This is a genomic window from Mycobacterium terramassiliense, assembly GCF_900157385.1.
In the GTDB taxonomy this organism is placed as follows: Bacteria; Actinomycetota; Actinomycetes; order Mycobacteriales; family Mycobacteriaceae; genus Mycobacterium; species Mycobacterium terramassiliense.
This window is the reverse complement of record NZ_LT717697.1, coordinates 208,104-223,262: the sequence shown is the minus strand read 5'-3', so window position 1 is coordinate 223,262 and position 15,159 is coordinate 208,104. Positions and strand designations below refer to the sequence as shown.

Below are 15,159 nucleotides of genomic sequence, written 5' to 3'. Positions count from 1 at the left end.
CGCCGGGGTCACAGATGAGCGAAGAGCCGCTCGGCGAACGCCTCGGGGTGCTCCCGGTGCATGAAGTGACCGCCGGGGACTTCCTCGACGACGTACTCGTTCGCGAACATCCGCGCGGCGCCCCGGTAGTCGGATGGCTCGGCGATCGGGTCGTCCAGCCCGGCGAAGACGACCGTCGGCACCGTGATCTTCGCCTTCAGCGACGGGCTGGGGATGGGCGAGAGCTTTCGGTAGTAGCCGAACGCAGCGTTCAGGCTGGCCGGGTTCGCGAAGCTGACGCGGACCGCGTCGAACTCCTCCGGGCCGGGGTTCCACGTCGGGGACCAGCGCCGGCAAATGGCGGGTAGCGCCGCGAAGTCGTTGCGCGCGAAGCGGTTTGCCGCCCCCGGCAATTTGTACGCCGCGAAGTGGCGAACGCCCCAGAGCTTTTTCAGCGTCGGCTTGAGCGCCGCCGGATGCGGAATGCCGACGACGAACAGCTTTTTCACTCGATCCGGTCCGAGCGCGGCGGCGCCGTACGCGGCCGAGGCTCCCCAGTCGTGCCCGATCACGACGGCATCGTCGGCGCCGAGCGCTTCGATCAGCGCGAGCGGATCGCGCGCCAACGTCTCCTGATCGGCATCCCGGTCGGGAATCGCGCTGGGGTGGTAGCCGCGCATGAACGGGCTCACCGCGCGGAAGCCGCGGGCGGCGAGGCGCGGGCGAAGATCGTCCCAGGTGTGCGCGGTGTCCGGGAACCCGTGCAGCAACAAGACGAGCGGCCCCGAGCCGTCCTCCAGATAGGCGAATCGCAACCCGTTGGCTTCGACGAAACGGATCTCATCGACCATGGCTTGGGACACTACGCGCCGGCGGGCATCGCCGCCGAAAGTGAAAGCGCCGTTCGCCTTCGGATCTTATGCCCCGACCCGCTCGACCGGTTCGACGATCCGGGTCGCCGCCTCGACGGCCGCGGCGCGGCGGCGGGCGACGACGTTCGCGTCCGTGGTCGCGGCGGCCGGGTCCGGCCAATGCGCCCAGGCCAGTCCGATCGCGAACAGGAGCACCAGCAGCTGCTGCGGTTCCCAAGCGGGGTCGACGTGGCCGTCGGCTTGCGCCTGTTCCAGTGCGGCGAGGGCCTTTTCGGGTGGATGCTCTCCGTCGAACTCCGGCTTGTCGAGCGGAAAGCCTTCCAGCTGGGCCCAGGTGATCATCCGCAGGTGTTCGGGGCGCCGCTGCGCCAGGTCGAAGACGCCGCCGACGAACTCGGGCACCGCGTCGGGGCGCAATTCGACGGCGTGGAAGAACTCGGCGCCGTCGGTGGCGACCACGTCCCGAAAGAGGGCCTCCTTGTCGCCGAAGTGCGCGTACAGCCGCTCCTTGCTGGCACTGGCGGCGCGAGCGATGCGGTCGATGCGCGCTCCGGCCAGGCCGTACTGCGCGAACTCGGCGCGGGCGGCCGCGAGTATCTCGCCGCGCAGCTCGGTCTTGGTCCTCACGGGAATATCATAGACAGACGAACTGGTTCGTTTGTTATGGTGGTACCAACAACGCGCTGACGACGACGAAGGAGGCCGTGATGGCCACAACCGATGTGCTGTACGAAGACGTAGCCACGATGCCCAGGGGCGGCCCCGCTGCGTCGTGGCTGGACCGCCGATTCCAGACATTTGCGCTGGAATACCTGGATCGCGACGACGTGCCCGACGACGTCAAGCAGCGGGTGATCGGGATGCTCGACCGGATCGGCACGCTGACCAAGCAGCACGAGAAGTACGCGCGCACCGCGCTCGACGTCGTCGCCGGCATACCGAATCCGCGCATCCTGGAGATCGGTGCCGGGCATGGAAAGCTCTCGGCGCAGATCCTGCGGCTCCATCCGACCGCCACCGTCACGGTCAGCGACCTGGATCCGACCTCCGTGGCCAACATCGCCGCGGGGGAGCTTGGGAAGCACCCGCGGGCGCGCACGCGAGTGATCGACGCGACGGCGATCGACGCCGCCGACGACAGCTACGACCTGGTGGTGTTCGCGCTGGCGTTCCATCACCTGCCGCCGGCGGTCGCCAGCCGTGCCATCGCGGAGGCCACCCGGGTGGGCAAGCGCTTCCTCGTCATCGACCTCAAACGGCAGAGCCCGTTGGCCATGATGCTGTTCCCGGTGATGGCGCTGCCGATCAACCTGGTCCTGCTGCGATGCTCATGGAACTGGCCGGGGCTGCACGACGGGTTCATCAGCGCCCTGCGCGCCTACAGTCCCTCGGCGCTGAAGGCTCTTGGCCGCGCAGCCGATCCACAGATGAACGTCGAATTGCTTTCCAGCCCAACGCGGCTCGGCCCGCCTTCGCTCACCGTCGTGTTCTCCCGTTTGGGGGTCGACGACCGTGGCTGACAACGCGGCCCTGGCCGGCCTCACGGAGCCCAGCGCGCGGGTGCAGACACTGCGCCGGCTGCTCGACAGGGTGAGCGACCGGCTGCATCCGGTCCTCGCGGTTTCCCGACCCTACGTTGACGGCCTGGAAAACCTCCCCGGCGACGGACGGTTCCTGTTGGTGGGCAACCACACCCAGTTCGGCTCCGAGGTCTTCCTGATCTCCGATTCGGTACGGCGCGCGATCCGTACCCGGGTGCGTCCGCTCGCGGAACGCGGTTTTGGGCGGATGCGTGGGCTGCCCGCCGACCTGGTCGAGGCGTTCGGCGCGGTGGTCGGCGCACCGGAGACCGCGCGGCAACTCATGCGCGACGACCAAACCATCCTGGTGTTCCCCGGGGGCGGCCGCGAGATCGCGAAGTTCAAAGGCGAGGAGTACACCCTGCGCTGGCGGGGACGCGCGGGGTTCGCGCGGCTCTCGGTGGAAAACGGCTACCCGATCGTGCCGGCCGGTCTCGTCGGCGGCGACGACGTCTACCGCAGCTGGACTGCCCGCGACGGCGCGTACGGAAAGTTCAGCGAGGCGTTGGGCCGCAGGCTGAACGGGCGATCGGACATGGCGATGCCGTTGCTGCGGGGGATCGGTCCGACCCTGATTCCACGCCCGCAACGCATGTACCTCCGCTTCGGCGCGCCGATCGATACCAGCAGACCGCTGGGTGTCAGCGAGCAGCAGTGGGTCGAGGCCGTCAAGGACCAAACGCAACGAGCGCTGGAAAAGATCCTGGCCGACCTGCGGGCGCTGCGCGCCGCCGACCCGTATCGCAACCTCAACCCGCTGGCGTGGCGCGGCGCGGCCACCCCCTAGGGGCGTCGATTGCCCCGCGCGGCGCTCGCTTCCGCGACACATAACCAGTTGCGAAGACACGCCGACGGGGCTCGCAACAGTTAATGTTTCGCGGCTCGCAGGGCCGGTGGCAACATGGCCGAAGTGACCGCCGGCTCGGCCGAACAGCGACTGCGTGACCTGGCGCTGCTGCGCCGCGTCCGCGACCGGATCGACCGGGACTACGCGCGGCCCCTGGACGTCGAGGCGCTCGCCCGCGGGGTGCACATGTCCGCCGGGCATCTCAGCCGAGAATTCCGGCGCGCCTACGGCGAATCGCCCTATTCGTACCTGATGACGCGGCGCATCGAGCGGGCGATGGCGCTGCTGCGCCGCGGCGACCTCACCGTCACCGAGGTCTGTTTCGCGGTCGGCTGCTCATCGCTGGGCACGTTCAGCACGCGGTTCACCGAACTGGTCGGCATGCCCCCCAGCGCCTATCGGCGCCAGGCGAGCGACGCGACGGCCGGCATACCGCCGTGCGTCGCCAAGCAGGTGACCAGACCGATCAGGAATCGAGAAGCGCGGGTCCGCGGGCCGCACCTAGCCTGACGCCATGGACATCACGATTCACTCGAGCTTCCTCCCGCACGACGACCCGGAAGCCTCCCTGGCCTTCTATCGCGACACCCTCGGCTTCGAGGTCCGCCTCGACGTCGGACAGGGCAAGATGCGCTGGATCACGGTCGGCCCCCCGGGTCAGCCCGGCACGTCCATCGTGTTGAACCCGCCGGCCGCCAACCCCGGCATCACCGACCAGGAGCGCCGCACCATCGCCGAGATGATGGCCAAGGGCACCTACGCGATGCTGCTGCTGGCCACCAACGACCTGGACGGGGCCTTCGAGCACCTGCAGGCCGCCGACGCCGAAATCGTCCAGGAACCAACCGAACAGCCCTACGGGCTTCGCGACTGCGCCGTGCGCGACCCGGCGGGCAACCTGCTCCGCATTCAGCAACTGCGCTGAGCCCGGCAACGGGAAAAGTCCCGAATCCCAAGCGGATTCGGGACTTTCCACTTCCAGCGGGCCGGTTCAACTCCCCTTGGAGTAACGGGTGAGGAAGCCGATGCTCGCGATCCCCGCGACGGCGCCGACCACGGCCCACAGCACCACCTGGAACGCCATGGCCCCGAAGAACCAGCCGAACGTCAACCCGAGGTAGAGCACCCAGATCAGCCGGATCAGGCTCCAGGCCGCAACCAGGCCGGTGGCGATCCCGATGTACAGGCTGCGCTGCCGGTCGACGCGGTTGATCTGCTCTTCGATGCTGGCGGGTACGAGCTTCATTTGTCTGAATTCCTTTCGCGTGGCGCCGCCGGGTTGCCGTCGTCGTTGCGCTAAGTACAGAGCGCCCGATTGGCTACCGATCCCAAGAAAATCTGCGGGATGTGTGGTCCCCACCGAGCGCGTCGACCACGTTGTGTACGACGGCAGGCCGATCCGTGCCCGTGTCAGGGGAGCCTTCGAAATTAGCGGCGACAAGATCGCGGCCTGGCGCAACCACTTCGACGTGCCCAAGGGCGTGTCGTAACGTCACGGCGGTCGGCAGGCGCCGATCAGGGGGCGACGGTCGTCGTCTCGGTGTCGTCTTCGACCGCGTGATTCATCCCCGTCCGGAACCGCCGATACCGCTCGCTGCGTCCGGGCCGGCGCCGCACCGTCAGCCAACCGGCCGCCAGGACCCCGAACCACAGCGGAAACCAGCCCAGGGCGATCGCGGTCTCCCGCTCGGTGCACAACGTCCAGATCACGAACACGAAGAAGACCAGCACGGCCCAGCACATCGCCACGCCGCCCGGCATCTTGTAGGACGACGCGGCATGGCGCGCGGCGTCACGGCGGCGGTAGACGAGGTAGCTGACGATGATCATCGCCCACACGAACATGAACAGCAGCGACGCGATGGTTGTCACGAGCGTAAAAGCGTTCATCACGGAACCGCCGACGTAGAGCAGCGGGATGGACGTCAACAGCAGCGAAGCGGTGAGCAACAGCGCGAGCGCCGGCACCCCGCCCCGGTTCAGCCGGCGGAAGGGGGCCGGGGCGCTGCCCTCGTCGGCCAGACCGAAAAGCATGCGGCCGGTGGAGAATAGGCCGGAGTTGGCCGAGGACGCGGCCGCGGTGGTCACGACGAAGTTGACGACGGACGCCGCGGCGGCGAGCCCGGCCAGCGAGAACATCGTCACGAACGGGGACTCGCCGCTGGGTAGCCGCCGCCAGGGGATGACGGTGAGGATCGCCAGGAGCGCGCCGATGTAGAAGATCGCCACGCGCAGCGGAACGGCGTTGATGGCCCGGGGGAGGGTGCGGCGCGGATCGGCCGTCTCGGCCGCCGCCGTGCCGACGAGTTCGACGCCCACGAAGGCGAAGAACGCGATCTGAAACCCGCCGACCACGCCCATGAACCCCGTCGCGAAGAAACCGCCGTCATTCCAGAGGTTCGCAAGAGTCGCGGGATTGCCTTGCGGCGAAATGAAATTCGTCGCGACGAGGACGGCGCCGACGACGATGAAGCACAGGATCGCGGCGACCTTGATCAACGCGAACCAGAACTCGATCTCCCCGAAATGGCGCACGTTGAACAGATTGAACAGCAGGATCAGTCCGACGGTGACCACGGCCGGCAGCCACCCCGGCAGACCCGGCCACCAGAATTTCGCATACCCGGTGATCGCAACGATCTCCGCGATCGCGGTGACGACCCAGGCGAACCAGTACGACCATCCGATGAAAAAGCCTGCCGCGGGGCCCAATAGATCGGCGGCGAAATCGACGAATGACTTGTACTTCAGGTTCGACAACAGCAGCTCGCCCATCGCGCGCAGCACGAAGAACACGAAGAAGCCGATGATCCCGTACACCACCAGGACCGCCGGCCCGGCGTGCGAGATCGTCCGCCCCGAACCCATGAACAGGCCGGTGCCGATCGCGCCGCCGATCGCGATCAACTGGATATGCCGGTTGGCAAGACCTCGGCGCAACTGCGGGACGGCATCGGCGTCATCGGGACCGGCGACATCGTTTGCCATGGGCGAGGTCCTCGTCAGTTAGGAACCGTTGCTGTCCCGCGCTGGGCGCGGACACCACATGTTTCCTCATTTCCCCGCACCGCGGGTGACGACGGCCGTTGTATCTACGCCGGGTGATCGCCGACCTTGACCACGAGCTTGCCGACGTTCTTGCCGTCGAACAGCATGTTGATCGCCGTGGGCAGCTGCTCGAAGCCCTCGACGACCGTCTCGAGCGGCGTGAGCTTGCCCTCGGCGATCAGGCCCGCGATCTCGGCGTTCGCCTCCGGCGCGCGGCCGAGGTGGTCGAGGACGATGAACCCCTGCACCGTCGCGCGCTGGATGAGCAGATTTCCGAACGCGCGCGGTCCCGGCGCCGGATCGGCGGAGTTGTAGCCGGAGATCAGGCCGCAGAGCGCGACGCGGGCGCCGATGTTCAGCCGCGCGAAGACGGCATCCATGATGTCGCCGCCGACGTTCTCGAAGTCGACGTCGATGCCGTTGGGGGTCGCGGCGGCGAGCTGGGCGGCCCAGTCACCGGCGCGGTGGTCGACGGCCGCGTCGAAGCCGAGCTGCTCGGTGAGCAGCGCACACTTCTCGGGTCCGCCGGCGATCCCGACGACCCGCGCGCCGGCGGCCTTGGCGAGCTGCCCGGCGACCGACCCGACGGCGCCCGCCGCCGCCGAGACCACGACCGTCTCGCCTTCCTTCGGCGTGCCGATGTCGCGGATGCCGACCCACGCGGTCAGCCCGGTCGAACCCAGCGCGCCCAGGTAGGCGCTCGGCGAAATGCCCGCGGCGACGTCGACGGGCATCACGAACGCCGCGGGGGAGACGACCGCGTACTCCTGCCAGCCCAGCAGGCCCTGCACGGTCTGACCGACCGCAAAATTGGGATTCTTCGACGCGACGACCTGGCCCAGGCCGGCCGCGCGCATCACCTCGCCGATGCCCACCGGCGGCAGGTATGTCGGCGTGTCGTTGATCCACATGCGGTTCGTCGGGTCGAGCGATATCCAGTCGACGCGCACCAGCGCCTCATCGTCGCCGATCTCTGGCACCGCCTCCTCGCTCAGTTCGAAGGTGCCCGGGCCGATGCGGCCGGTGGGGCGTTCGCGGAGCAGAAAACGGCGGTTTCTATCGGACATATGCGCACCGTACCCTTCAACAAACGGACCGCCGAGCGAAAGGTTTTGCGCGGTGAACGTGATGTCGCGAATCGTCGTTGTCCCCATCGCCACGCTGACAGCGTTGACGGCGGCCCTGTCGCCGGCCGGGTCGGCCGCCGCGGACCCGCCGCCCACCCAGCAGATCACCGTCGTGGCCGTCGGGCCCGACGGCCAACCGATCAACGGCTACCAGGTGGCGTCCGGACCGGGCAACGTCGGCCAGGCCAGCGACTGCACGACGCCGTCGCCGTCGGCGGTGGCCGACAACGTCTATTACTGTTCGCCAACCGCGGCCGGTGCCGGCACCTGTTGGCCGTCCACGCCCGGATCGCTGTTGTGCGTGGACAATCCCTGGGATAAGAGCATGCACCGGGTGACCTATGACGGTCCGCTCCCGCCCGTGCAGCCGACCGCGACCCCGGACCCGTTCGCGCTGACCCTCGACGACGGCACCCATTGCCTGTTCCGCAACGGCGGCGCCTGGGGTGGGCGGGCCGACGGATACGTCGGCGTCTACGGGTGCGGCCCCCACGGCGGCTCCAATCCCGCGGTGCTGTGGCTGCCCAGCCAGGGCGCCGGAAGTTGCATCGACCGCTCGTCGCCGGCGTGGACGGTCAAGGTCGGTCAGCTCGGCAGCCCCGACGCCGCCCTCCCGCCGCCCCAGACCCGGACGGTGATGGGAGCGTGGTTCGCCGGAGGCAAGGCCGGTCAATAGCCTGGCGCGGGTCCTGCTATAACGCACGTATGTCAGCCCCCAGACACACCATCACCCACGTCTCGGATACGGCCCGTTGGACGGCGTTGCATCGGGCGACCGAATCGGCCCGTCCCGACGCGCTTTTCAGCGACCCACTCGCCGAGCGCCTCGCGGGCGAACACGGCCGCGAAATCGTAGCCAACGTGCCGCGGTCGACCCGCAACGGCTGGTGGCTCGTCGCGCGCACCAAGATCATCGACGACGCCATCGCCGAAGCGATCGCCGCCGGCTGTGACCGGGTGCTGAACCTGGCCGCCGGCCTGGATACCCGGCCGTACCGTTTGGAGCTGCCGGCCGACCTGACCTGGGTCGAGGCGGATCTGCCGAAGTTGCTCGAGGAAAAGACGCAGCTGCTGGCCGACCAGACTCCGCGATGCCGCCTGACGCGGACCGCCGTCGATCTGGCCGACGCGTCGGCCCGAGCCGCGTTCCTCGATGAGGCACTCGCCGGCGCCGGTAAAGCGCTGGTGCTGACCGAAGGCCTGTTGATGTACCTGGAAGCCAGCGACGTCGTCGCGCTGTCGGCGGCGTTCACGCGACCCGAAATCGCCTGGTGGATGCTCGATTTCGCGGGCCCCGGCCTGAAGAGGATGATGAACAAGAAGATGGCCGGCATGCTGCAGAACGCGCCGTTCAAGTTCGCGCCCGAGAACGGCTTGGCCTTTTTCGAGGACCTCGGCTGGCGCACGGTCGAGGTACAAGCGCTCTACGTCGCCGCCCATCGGTTCCATCGCTTGCCGCTGTGGATGCGGCCGATGACCTGGCTGCCCCAGCCGGACCCGCGTCACCCCGGCGGCAGGGTCTGGAGCGCGACCGCGCTTCTTACGCACTGACAGCGTCGATGAGTCGAGCCAACGACAAGGTGGACGCCAGGCTGCTGACGGGCGTTTCGGAGACCGCACTGTTGACCCTCTATGGCAGGGCCGATCAGGCGCGCCGCCCACACCCGATCATCGAGGACCCAATGGCCGTCAGGCTTGTCGAGTCAATCGACTTCGACTTCGAGAAATTCGGTCGCGAAGGCCAGGAGATGGCGTTGCGCTCACTGGCCGTCGACCGGTGCGCGATCGGGTACCTCACCAACCATCCCGAGGCAACGGTCGTCGCACTCGCGGAAGGCTTCCAAACGAGCTTCTGGCGTTTGAACAGCGCACTGCCACGAGCGCAGTTCCATTGGCTATCAGTAGATCTGCCACCCGTCATACAACTTCGACAGCGCCTGTTGCCGCACTCCCCACGGATCACCCACCTGGCGCAGTCGGCTCTCGATTACAGCTGGATGCCCAAGGTCGACACCAGCAACGGTGTATTCATCACCGCCGAGGGCCTGTTGATGTACCTGCAACCGCACGAGGCGATGGGACTGATCGCAGCATGCGCCGCACGGTTTCCCGGCGGCCAGATGTTCTTCGATCTGCCGCCGATCTTCGTCAAGAAGCTGGCTCCGAGGGGGCTGCCGTCGTCCCGCCGCTACCGGGTGCCGCCGATGCCGTTCAGCCTGTCGGCCGGTCAACTGGCGGATCTGGCGAACACCATGCCCGGCGTTCGAGCGGTGCACGACATCTCGATGCCGAAAGGTCGGGGCTTGTTTTTCGGGACCCTGTTCCCCGCGTTCTGGCATTTCGGTCCCACGAAGCCGTTCCGCGGGGCGTACACCCTGCTTGAATTCGGCTGAGCCGCAGCGCGCCCTACCAGACGCGTATCCAGTCGATGAGCATGTCGGCGGGATAGGTCCCCGGCCCGGGGTCACCGCCGCCGGAACCGGCGACCGCGAGGTTGAAGACCGGGAAAACGGTGTAACCGGGCCGGTTGAACGGCCAATCCGGTAGGGAACTCGCCGGTACGTCGAAGTAGGGCTGCGCCCCGTCGGTGTAGTCCTTCCAGAACCGGATCCCGGCGTCGTCCCATTGGGTGCGCCAGGTGTGCCAGGCGCTGTCCACGGCGATGTTGTGGGTCTTCCATTCGCCGCCGTTCGCTTTGGCGTGCACGGTGGTGGCCGAGGGCCAGTTGCCGTTGCCGTACCACTCCATGACGTCGATTTCGCCCTGATCCTCGTTACCCAGCCAGTAGGCGGGCCAAGCGCCGGCGGTCAGGCAGTTGAGCTTGATCCGGGCCTCCCACGTGTGGCCCACGCCGCCGCGCCACAGGCTTTGCACCTTGCCGCTGTAGTAGGTGGGTCCATCCTTGGCGGCGCGCAGCACCAGGTTGGAGTTGCCGTCGAGGAATACGTTGCGGCGATCGTCGCGATACTGCCCGATGTGGTCGGGCTGCTCCCAATATGTCGGGTCCTTGATCGTCTCGCGGGCTTTCGCCACTGACCATTTCGACGCGTCGGGGGCCGAACCGGCCGGGCCGTCGAATTCGTCCTGGAAGATGTAGTTCCCGGCCTGGCCACTGGGCGCGGCGGGCGGTGGGGTCACGGGCGATCCCGGTCGGGGCGGGTAGGCCTGGGCCTTGGGAAGCGGCAGCGCGGCTGCCAGCACTCCGATCCCGGCCGTCAGCATCGCGCGGCGGCGGTCGATCTCTGGCATAAGCAACGCACGATAGCAGCCGGCGCCGTCCGGGCGCGAAACGGGAAATCTTGTCGGTGGCCGTCGTTACCGTGTGGTTCGCCGCCGGACGCGATCGGACGACGGCAGGTAGTGGTTTTGGATTACGCCGAAATTCATGGCCAATTCGGATTCCCGGGCTGGTTAAGCCGCTGACCTGCGGTGAATGTCTCACGAGGCCCCTTCCGTCCGCAGTCCGTCCGCAGGAGTGTCCGCAGTCATCCGTTCTTTGAAGACTTTGGCCACTCTCGCCCTGGTTTTCTCGTCGGCTTTCGGCCACAGCTTCGCGTAGGTGTTCAGGGTGGTGGTGGCGTCGGCGTGCCGCAGCCGGGCCTGCACCGTCTTGATGTTGAATCCCAACGGCGGGCAGCTCCTCACCGTCAGCGACGGCGAGGGCGAGGGCACCCCCGCACCCGCCTGATCCAGCTTCGCGCTCTAAAGCCGAATCGGCAGTGCCTTTTTCGCGCAGACGCCGACTACCGCCGCGGCGATGTCCGTGTCTCTAGGTCTTCAACCGTCAGCGAGCCCTTGTCGGTGCGGTGCTGGGCAGCCACCCGAGGATCGCGCAATCGCCCGGCGGCCGGACGCCCGGCGTGAAGCCGTTACCGGCGATGGTGCGCCCCCGAGGCCCCGGCTGGCAGTCAGAAACGCGGACCACTGAAACCTGCGAGTGACTATTGAGACTCTCGAAACTCGTCTGATTTGAGACATGTTCGGCATCGCGAAAAGCGCCAGGCCGCATGAGGCGTTTGAGCCTGAATCAATCCCAGTATCGCTCCAGCGCTTACGCAGGTCAGCGTGGTATTTAGACCGCAAAGCGCATTTCGTGGCCAAAAATGCCCCATCAGACAGGGGGCGCGGACCGACGCGGGGGGTCACGCCCTCTTAGGGAGGCGAAGCATGCGTCAGAGGCCGCCTAGCGTGAGCCATCCCCAAAAGCCGTGACGCCGACTCGTCGCGCAAGTTCCAGACCGCCGCGAGCCGAGTCCACGTCGTCCTTGTACGCTGCGGATTTTACTTCGCAAATTGCTGTCGCCTGATAATCAGTGAGCCGGACTAGTTTGCCTCAGAAATAACCCCGTACACCATCCCGGCCTAGTTCGGGGCGGTCGCCGTTAGTTTGCGGTGATCATCGTGAAGTCGCGTTCGATCTCCTCGTCGAGTTGGTGCAGTCGGGCGGCCATCTCCCTGAGAGTCTTCAGCGTTCGCGTGTTCGCCTGGTAGGTGGGGTAGGCCAATTCCCGGGAGGCGTTCGCGTGCAGGCGCATGAGCCATGTCGTGATCTGAAGTTCGACGCCCATCTCGGTGGGCAGCTTCCAGGCGTTGTCCGGTAGAGGCCGATAGTCGAAGTGCAGTGCACGGTAACCCGATTCATCGGGCTGCTCGAAGCGGTCGTCACGTTTCACCTGTACCAGTTCCCAGTCGGCAGCCCAGCCAGGTAGCAGGCAGCTAACCTCCTTCAGCAGCCCTTGGTGCGTAACGATGAGCCTCATCCCGATTACATCGTTCAGCGCGTCCTGTGATCTATCCGGGCGTGTGTTGGACTGCTTGCGAACGAGGGACTCCCGGGTCTTGATACGTGTGCTGACGCCGTGACTGTGATCGACGGCGACGGGGAAGAGCGCTGTCAGTCGGTCACGCATCTCGGCGACTGCATTGTCAGCGAAGCGCTGCGCCTGCGCGATCACCTCGGGCGAGAATGTGATCGCGTTCATCCCGCGTTTGAGCCCGTCGCGACTATCGCGGCAATTTCCTCGGCTGTGAAGTGGTGAGCCCTGACGTCCAGCCAGTTGGCATCGATCGCGGGCGCGAACCACTCACGCAGCTTTGTGATGCTTTTGTCGATTTCCTCATGATCCGTCGTCTGGGCTAGCGCCGTACCTCCGAGGTTACCGATCAACAGGATCACCTTATTTTTCAGCCCGTCGGGCTTTAGGGGCAGGTTCTTGACGTCCGTCAACAGCCAGTAAACCCGGGCGCGCTGGCGAAAGCGCAGCCGAGCGGTTGCAAGGATCACGTCGAAGAAAAGCCTCTCGGCCTTGGTCTCGACGATACGGTTCAGCCGATACGACGTCTGCGGGCCGACAAGTTCGGGGTCGCCGGGCGGAAGCGTGGCACAGTCGCCCCACGAGACTGACCACTTCCCAGGTTCGAGTTCTGGCGCACACTTTGTCCGCACGACGTCGTCCAACTGCTCCTTAACCCGCTTGAAGTCGTGCACCTCAGCGACTGGGCTAGCTAGCGTCACCTGATAATGTCGGGACTCGTTGAGCATGACGTTCTTTGGAGCCGCGTCCTGCAACAGTGGCACTTCTGCGATGGTGGCGTTGCCGCGGGGACCACGTTCCTCGGCGAGGTTGAGCACCTTGAATGACTGCTTGTCACCGGTTCGCGGATAGCCGGAGATCGTGCCGCCGGACACAACGCACAATGGGGTGAGGGCAGGGTTCTGCCCGATAGGGATGACTGTGCCGTCAAGCCCGACGTGATTCTGGTGTTTGTGCCCGTGTAACACGAACTGGAAACCGTAGGTGATGAGGTGGTGCTTTAAGTCCGCGGCATCGATGACAGACTCGAAGCGCTTTAACTCAAGCTGTTGGCGCCATAGATGCCCGACATGGTGATGTAGCACGGCTATCTTTGTCAGGTTCCCAAACCCGGATTCGCCGAGTTTTTGCTCTAGCCGTTTCATTAAGGCAGCGAAATAATTCAGCTGGTCTTCGCCGATGCGGCCCGCGTCGACCAGCAGAGAGTTGGCGTAGTTCTCCTCGATTTCCTTAAGCAGCCCTGCCGACGGGTCGGGTGGTTTGTACAGTCCGCGAAGTGTGGCCAACGGCGCTGACAATGCTGGGTCGTTTTCTAGGTAGACGCCGCAGGAAAGGGTCGAGTTGAACGCGAACAGAAGGAGATCTCGTTCGAGGTCGAGGATGAAGGGTTCGCTGGACGTCAGACGCGGTGAGCCGTTTGCATCTAGCGACGCCTTGATGCCCCCAAGTGGTCCTTTGACGTTTAGTTTCACCTTGGCGGCATTCAGGGCGGGGTCATGGTCTGGAATATGGGCATGCGGGAAGGCGTAGATGAAGGCTTGTGCAAAGGCCGCATACCGCTCTCGGTGCCAGCCAGGGCTTTCGTGCACCTTCCACTTGACGTCATGGTTGCCCGGCACTACGAGTATGTGACTCTTATTCGGGAGGACATGCTCGTCGATCCTGTCGTTGAGCCACGAATGGAACGCGTTCATGCCTTCCGGGTTCCCGCGGATTGTGATGTCGCCTGACACGATCACATAGTCCGGAACTGAGGGCAGTTCGCGTAGGTAGGTCGAGAGCCGGGCCAGCATGGACTTGCGTTCCGCTTCCGGAACTTTGTCCTTCAAGTCTTCGTCCCGCAACTCACCAGGACCCGTGTGAATGTCTGTTAGATGGAGGATGGAAAGAGCCATTTTTCCCTCATATCTGACCCATGCCTCGGCCGCGCTTAGCGGCTCACCACGTGATGCGAAGCCTAACTGTTCAGCTTGATTGCGTCACAGGGTTTCGGAAGTCTCTTACGTGGTCGTTTTCGGGGCAATCGTTTGTATTTTAGGTGGGTCGTTCTGACCAGGAGCGCTGATGACGCGCGTTGAGAGCAATGATCAGAATCTGTGGATGTGCCTCGGCGAGGCGTAGGAATGGGCGCACCTTCGCGAGGATGATCATCACGAATCAGGTATTCGATCAAGACCGGCGTTGGCGCGCGGGTTCGGAAGGTAAGCCCTTGCTCACGGTACTGCACGACGCGGAATCGGCCAACGACAAGGACAGCGGTTCGGGTCGTTCATTGTTCGATGAGATCGTGCGTGATGGCGCCCGCAGGATGCTGGCGGCGGCGCTGGAGACCGACACGGTCCGCGCCTGCGCCAGTGTGGTGCGGGTCGGGGTATCGGGCCGACTGACGATGCCCAAAATGCAGCGGTGGAGAAGTCGATGACCGGCTTCCCTCAGACTTGAAGCCGAGCGATTTGTCCGCGTTCAAGCCGGACATCGGCGCGACGTAAGAGCCATCGGCGCCAGAGTCAACTACGCGCAGGCCATCGTCCAGCCCGCCGACGCGATGCAGCACGTCACCGGCGAGCGCCGCGCACTCGATCAATCCCCTGAGGAGTTCCACATACGGCACCCGGCAACACCGAGCGCATAGGAGAGTGGTGTCTGCGCCCGCAAGCCAGGTGAGAACATCGCCGTTTAGCTGGTGCCGCACTTCACACGGCATTTCCGCTTGAGTCGACTAACCATGAAACTCCGGGTCGCGTCTGCGAGTACACGGTTGCTGGCCTTTCATCGCAAACCCCGCTGGGCCCCTGAACGCGCCCGGCAGCAATCTGCGAACTGGGCGGGTGCGACCTCCGCCGTAGGTGGAACGGAAAAGGGTTTGACAGCGGCGCCGCCGTTGGTGCCGAA

18 protein-coding genes are annotated in these 15,159 nt (G+C 65.8%); 9 read left to right on the top strand and 9 right to left on the bottom strand.

The window, feature by feature from the left end:
- Positions 1-8 precede the first annotated feature (8 nt).
- Together MTAB308_RS01130 and MTAB308_RS01125 are read right to left on the bottom strand one after the other, a co-directional pair.
- Positions 9-830: an alpha/beta fold hydrolase gene (locus MTAB308_RS01130; RefSeq protein WP_077097070.1), complete on the bottom strand. Its 822-nt coding sequence runs from the start codon at positions 828-830 to the stop codon at positions 9-11.
- Between the two features lie 66 nt (positions 831-896).
- A complete protein-coding gene (locus MTAB308_RS01125) occupies positions 897-1,478 on the bottom strand; it encodes a TetR/AcrR family transcriptional regulator (RefSeq protein WP_077097068.1) in 582 nt (193 codons plus the stop codon).
- Positions 1,479-1,558: 80 nt separating this feature from the next.
- Here MTAB308_RS01125 and MTAB308_RS01120 point away from each other — a divergent pair, with 80 nt between their 5' ends.
- From MTAB308_RS01120 to MTAB308_RS01105, 4 genes are all read left to right on the top strand, one after another.
- Entirely contained in the window at positions 1,559-2,371 is an 813-nt protein-coding gene (locus tag MTAB308_RS01120; protein WP_077097066.1) for a class I SAM-dependent methyltransferase, read from the top strand.
- On the top strand, positions 2,364-3,218 hold the full coding sequence (locus MTAB308_RS01115) for a lysophospholipid acyltransferase family protein (protein ID WP_077097064.1): 855 nt from the start codon (positions 2,364-2,366) through the stop codon (positions 3,216-3,218). Before MTAB308_RS01120 ends, MTAB308_RS01115 begins: the two co-directional genes overlap by 8 nt.
- A 114-nt stretch (positions 3,219-3,332) precedes the next feature.
- The gene (locus tag MTAB308_RS01110) at positions 3,333-3,788 is read left to right on the top strand and encodes a helix-turn-helix transcriptional regulator (RefSeq protein WP_077097062.1); all 456 of its coding nucleotides are present in this window, start codon (positions 3,333-3,335) and stop codon (positions 3,786-3,788) included.
- Between the two features lie 4 nt (positions 3,789-3,792).
- Positions 3,793-4,203, top strand: a complete 411-nt coding sequence (locus tag MTAB308_RS01105) for a VOC family protein (RefSeq protein ID WP_077097060.1) — start codon at positions 3,793-3,795, stop codon at positions 4,201-4,203.
- A gap of 66 nt (positions 4,204-4,269) precedes the next feature.
- On the opposite strand, the gene MTAB308_RS01100 is transcribed toward MTAB308_RS01105, so the two are convergent.
- A complete protein-coding gene (locus MTAB308_RS01100; RefSeq protein WP_077097058.1) occupies positions 4,270-4,524 on the bottom strand; it encodes a hypothetical protein in 255 nt (84 codons plus the stop codon).
- Positions 4,525-4,627: 103 nt separating this feature from the next.
- On the opposite strand from MTAB308_RS01100, the gene MTAB308_RS29535 reads away from it, so the two are divergent.
- Positions 4,628-4,768 (top strand): limonene-1,2-epoxide hydrolase family protein, encoded by a 141-nt coding sequence (locus MTAB308_RS29535; protein ID WP_245831178.1) that lies wholly within the window; start codon positions 4,628-4,630, stop codon positions 4,766-4,768.
- Positions 4,769-4,793: 25 nt separating this feature from the next.
- On the opposite strand, the gene MTAB308_RS01090 is transcribed toward MTAB308_RS29535, so the two are convergent.
- Together MTAB308_RS01090 and MTAB308_RS01085 are read right to left on the bottom strand one after the other, a co-directional pair.
- Positions 4,794-6,266 carry an amino acid permease gene (locus MTAB308_RS01090; RefSeq protein WP_077097056.1) on the bottom strand — a complete coding sequence of 491 codons (1,473 nt, stop codon included), beginning with the start codon at positions 6,264-6,266 and terminating at the stop codon, positions 4,794-4,796.
- Positions 6,267-6,370: 104 nt separating this feature from the next.
- The gene (locus MTAB308_RS01085) at positions 6,371-7,393 is read right to left on the bottom strand and encodes an NADP-dependent oxidoreductase (protein ID WP_077097054.1); all 1,023 of its coding nucleotides are present in this window, start codon (positions 7,391-7,393) and stop codon (positions 6,371-6,373) included.
- Positions 7,394-7,445: 52 nt separating this feature from the next.
- Here MTAB308_RS01085 and MTAB308_RS01080 point away from each other — a divergent pair, with 52 nt between their 5' ends.
- From MTAB308_RS01080 to MTAB308_RS01070, 3 genes are read left to right on the top strand one after another with little or no spacing between them, the layout of a single operon-like run.
- Entirely contained in the window at positions 7,446-8,129 is a 684-nt protein-coding gene (locus MTAB308_RS01080) for a hypothetical protein (protein ID WP_077097052.1), read from the top strand.
- A 29-nt stretch (positions 8,130-8,158) separates the two neighbouring features.
- A complete protein-coding gene (locus MTAB308_RS01075) occupies positions 8,159-9,004 on the top strand; it encodes a class I SAM-dependent methyltransferase (protein ID WP_077097050.1) in 846 nt (281 codons plus the stop codon).
- An 8-nt stretch (positions 9,005-9,012) separates the two neighbouring features.
- On the top strand, positions 9,013-9,846 hold the full coding sequence (locus MTAB308_RS01070; RefSeq protein WP_173842099.1) for a class I SAM-dependent methyltransferase: 834 nt from the start codon (positions 9,013-9,015) through the stop codon (positions 9,844-9,846).
- Between the two features lie 13 nt (positions 9,847-9,859).
- Here MTAB308_RS01070 and MTAB308_RS01065 read toward each other — a convergent pair whose 3' ends face one another.
- The 4 genes from MTAB308_RS01065 to MTAB308_RS01050 all read right to left on the bottom strand — a co-directional run bounded on the left by MTAB308_RS01065 (position 9,860) and on the right by MTAB308_RS01050 (position 14,162).
- Positions 9,860-10,702, bottom strand: coding sequence for a glycoside hydrolase family 16 protein (locus MTAB308_RS01065; RefSeq protein ID WP_077097048.1), 843 nt, complete (start codon positions 10,700-10,702; stop codon positions 9,860-9,862).
- A 189-nt stretch (positions 10,703-10,891) separates the two neighbouring features.
- Complete coding sequence (locus MTAB308_RS01060) at positions 10,892-11,080, bottom strand: hypothetical protein (protein ID WP_077097046.1); 189 nt, start codon at positions 11,078-11,080, stop codon at positions 10,892-10,894.
- 755 nt (positions 11,081-11,835) lie between these two features.
- Positions 11,836-12,435: a RelA/SpoT domain-containing protein gene (locus MTAB308_RS01055; protein ID WP_077097044.1), complete on the bottom strand. Its 600-nt coding sequence runs from the start codon at positions 12,433-12,435 to the stop codon at positions 11,836-11,838.
- A complete protein-coding gene (locus MTAB308_RS01050) occupies positions 12,432-14,162 on the bottom strand; it encodes a metallophosphoesterase family protein (RefSeq protein WP_077097042.1) in 1,731 nt (576 codons plus the stop codon). Before MTAB308_RS01050 ends, MTAB308_RS01055 begins: the two co-directional genes overlap by 4 nt.
- 248 nt (positions 14,163-14,410) lie before the next feature.
- Between MTAB308_RS01050 and MTAB308_RS01045 the strand changes: the two genes are divergently transcribed.
- Entirely contained in the window at positions 14,411-14,689 is a 279-nt protein-coding gene (locus MTAB308_RS01045; RefSeq protein ID WP_077097040.1) for a hypothetical protein, read from the top strand.
- The last annotated feature ends 470 nt before the right edge of the window (positions 14,690-15,159 follow it).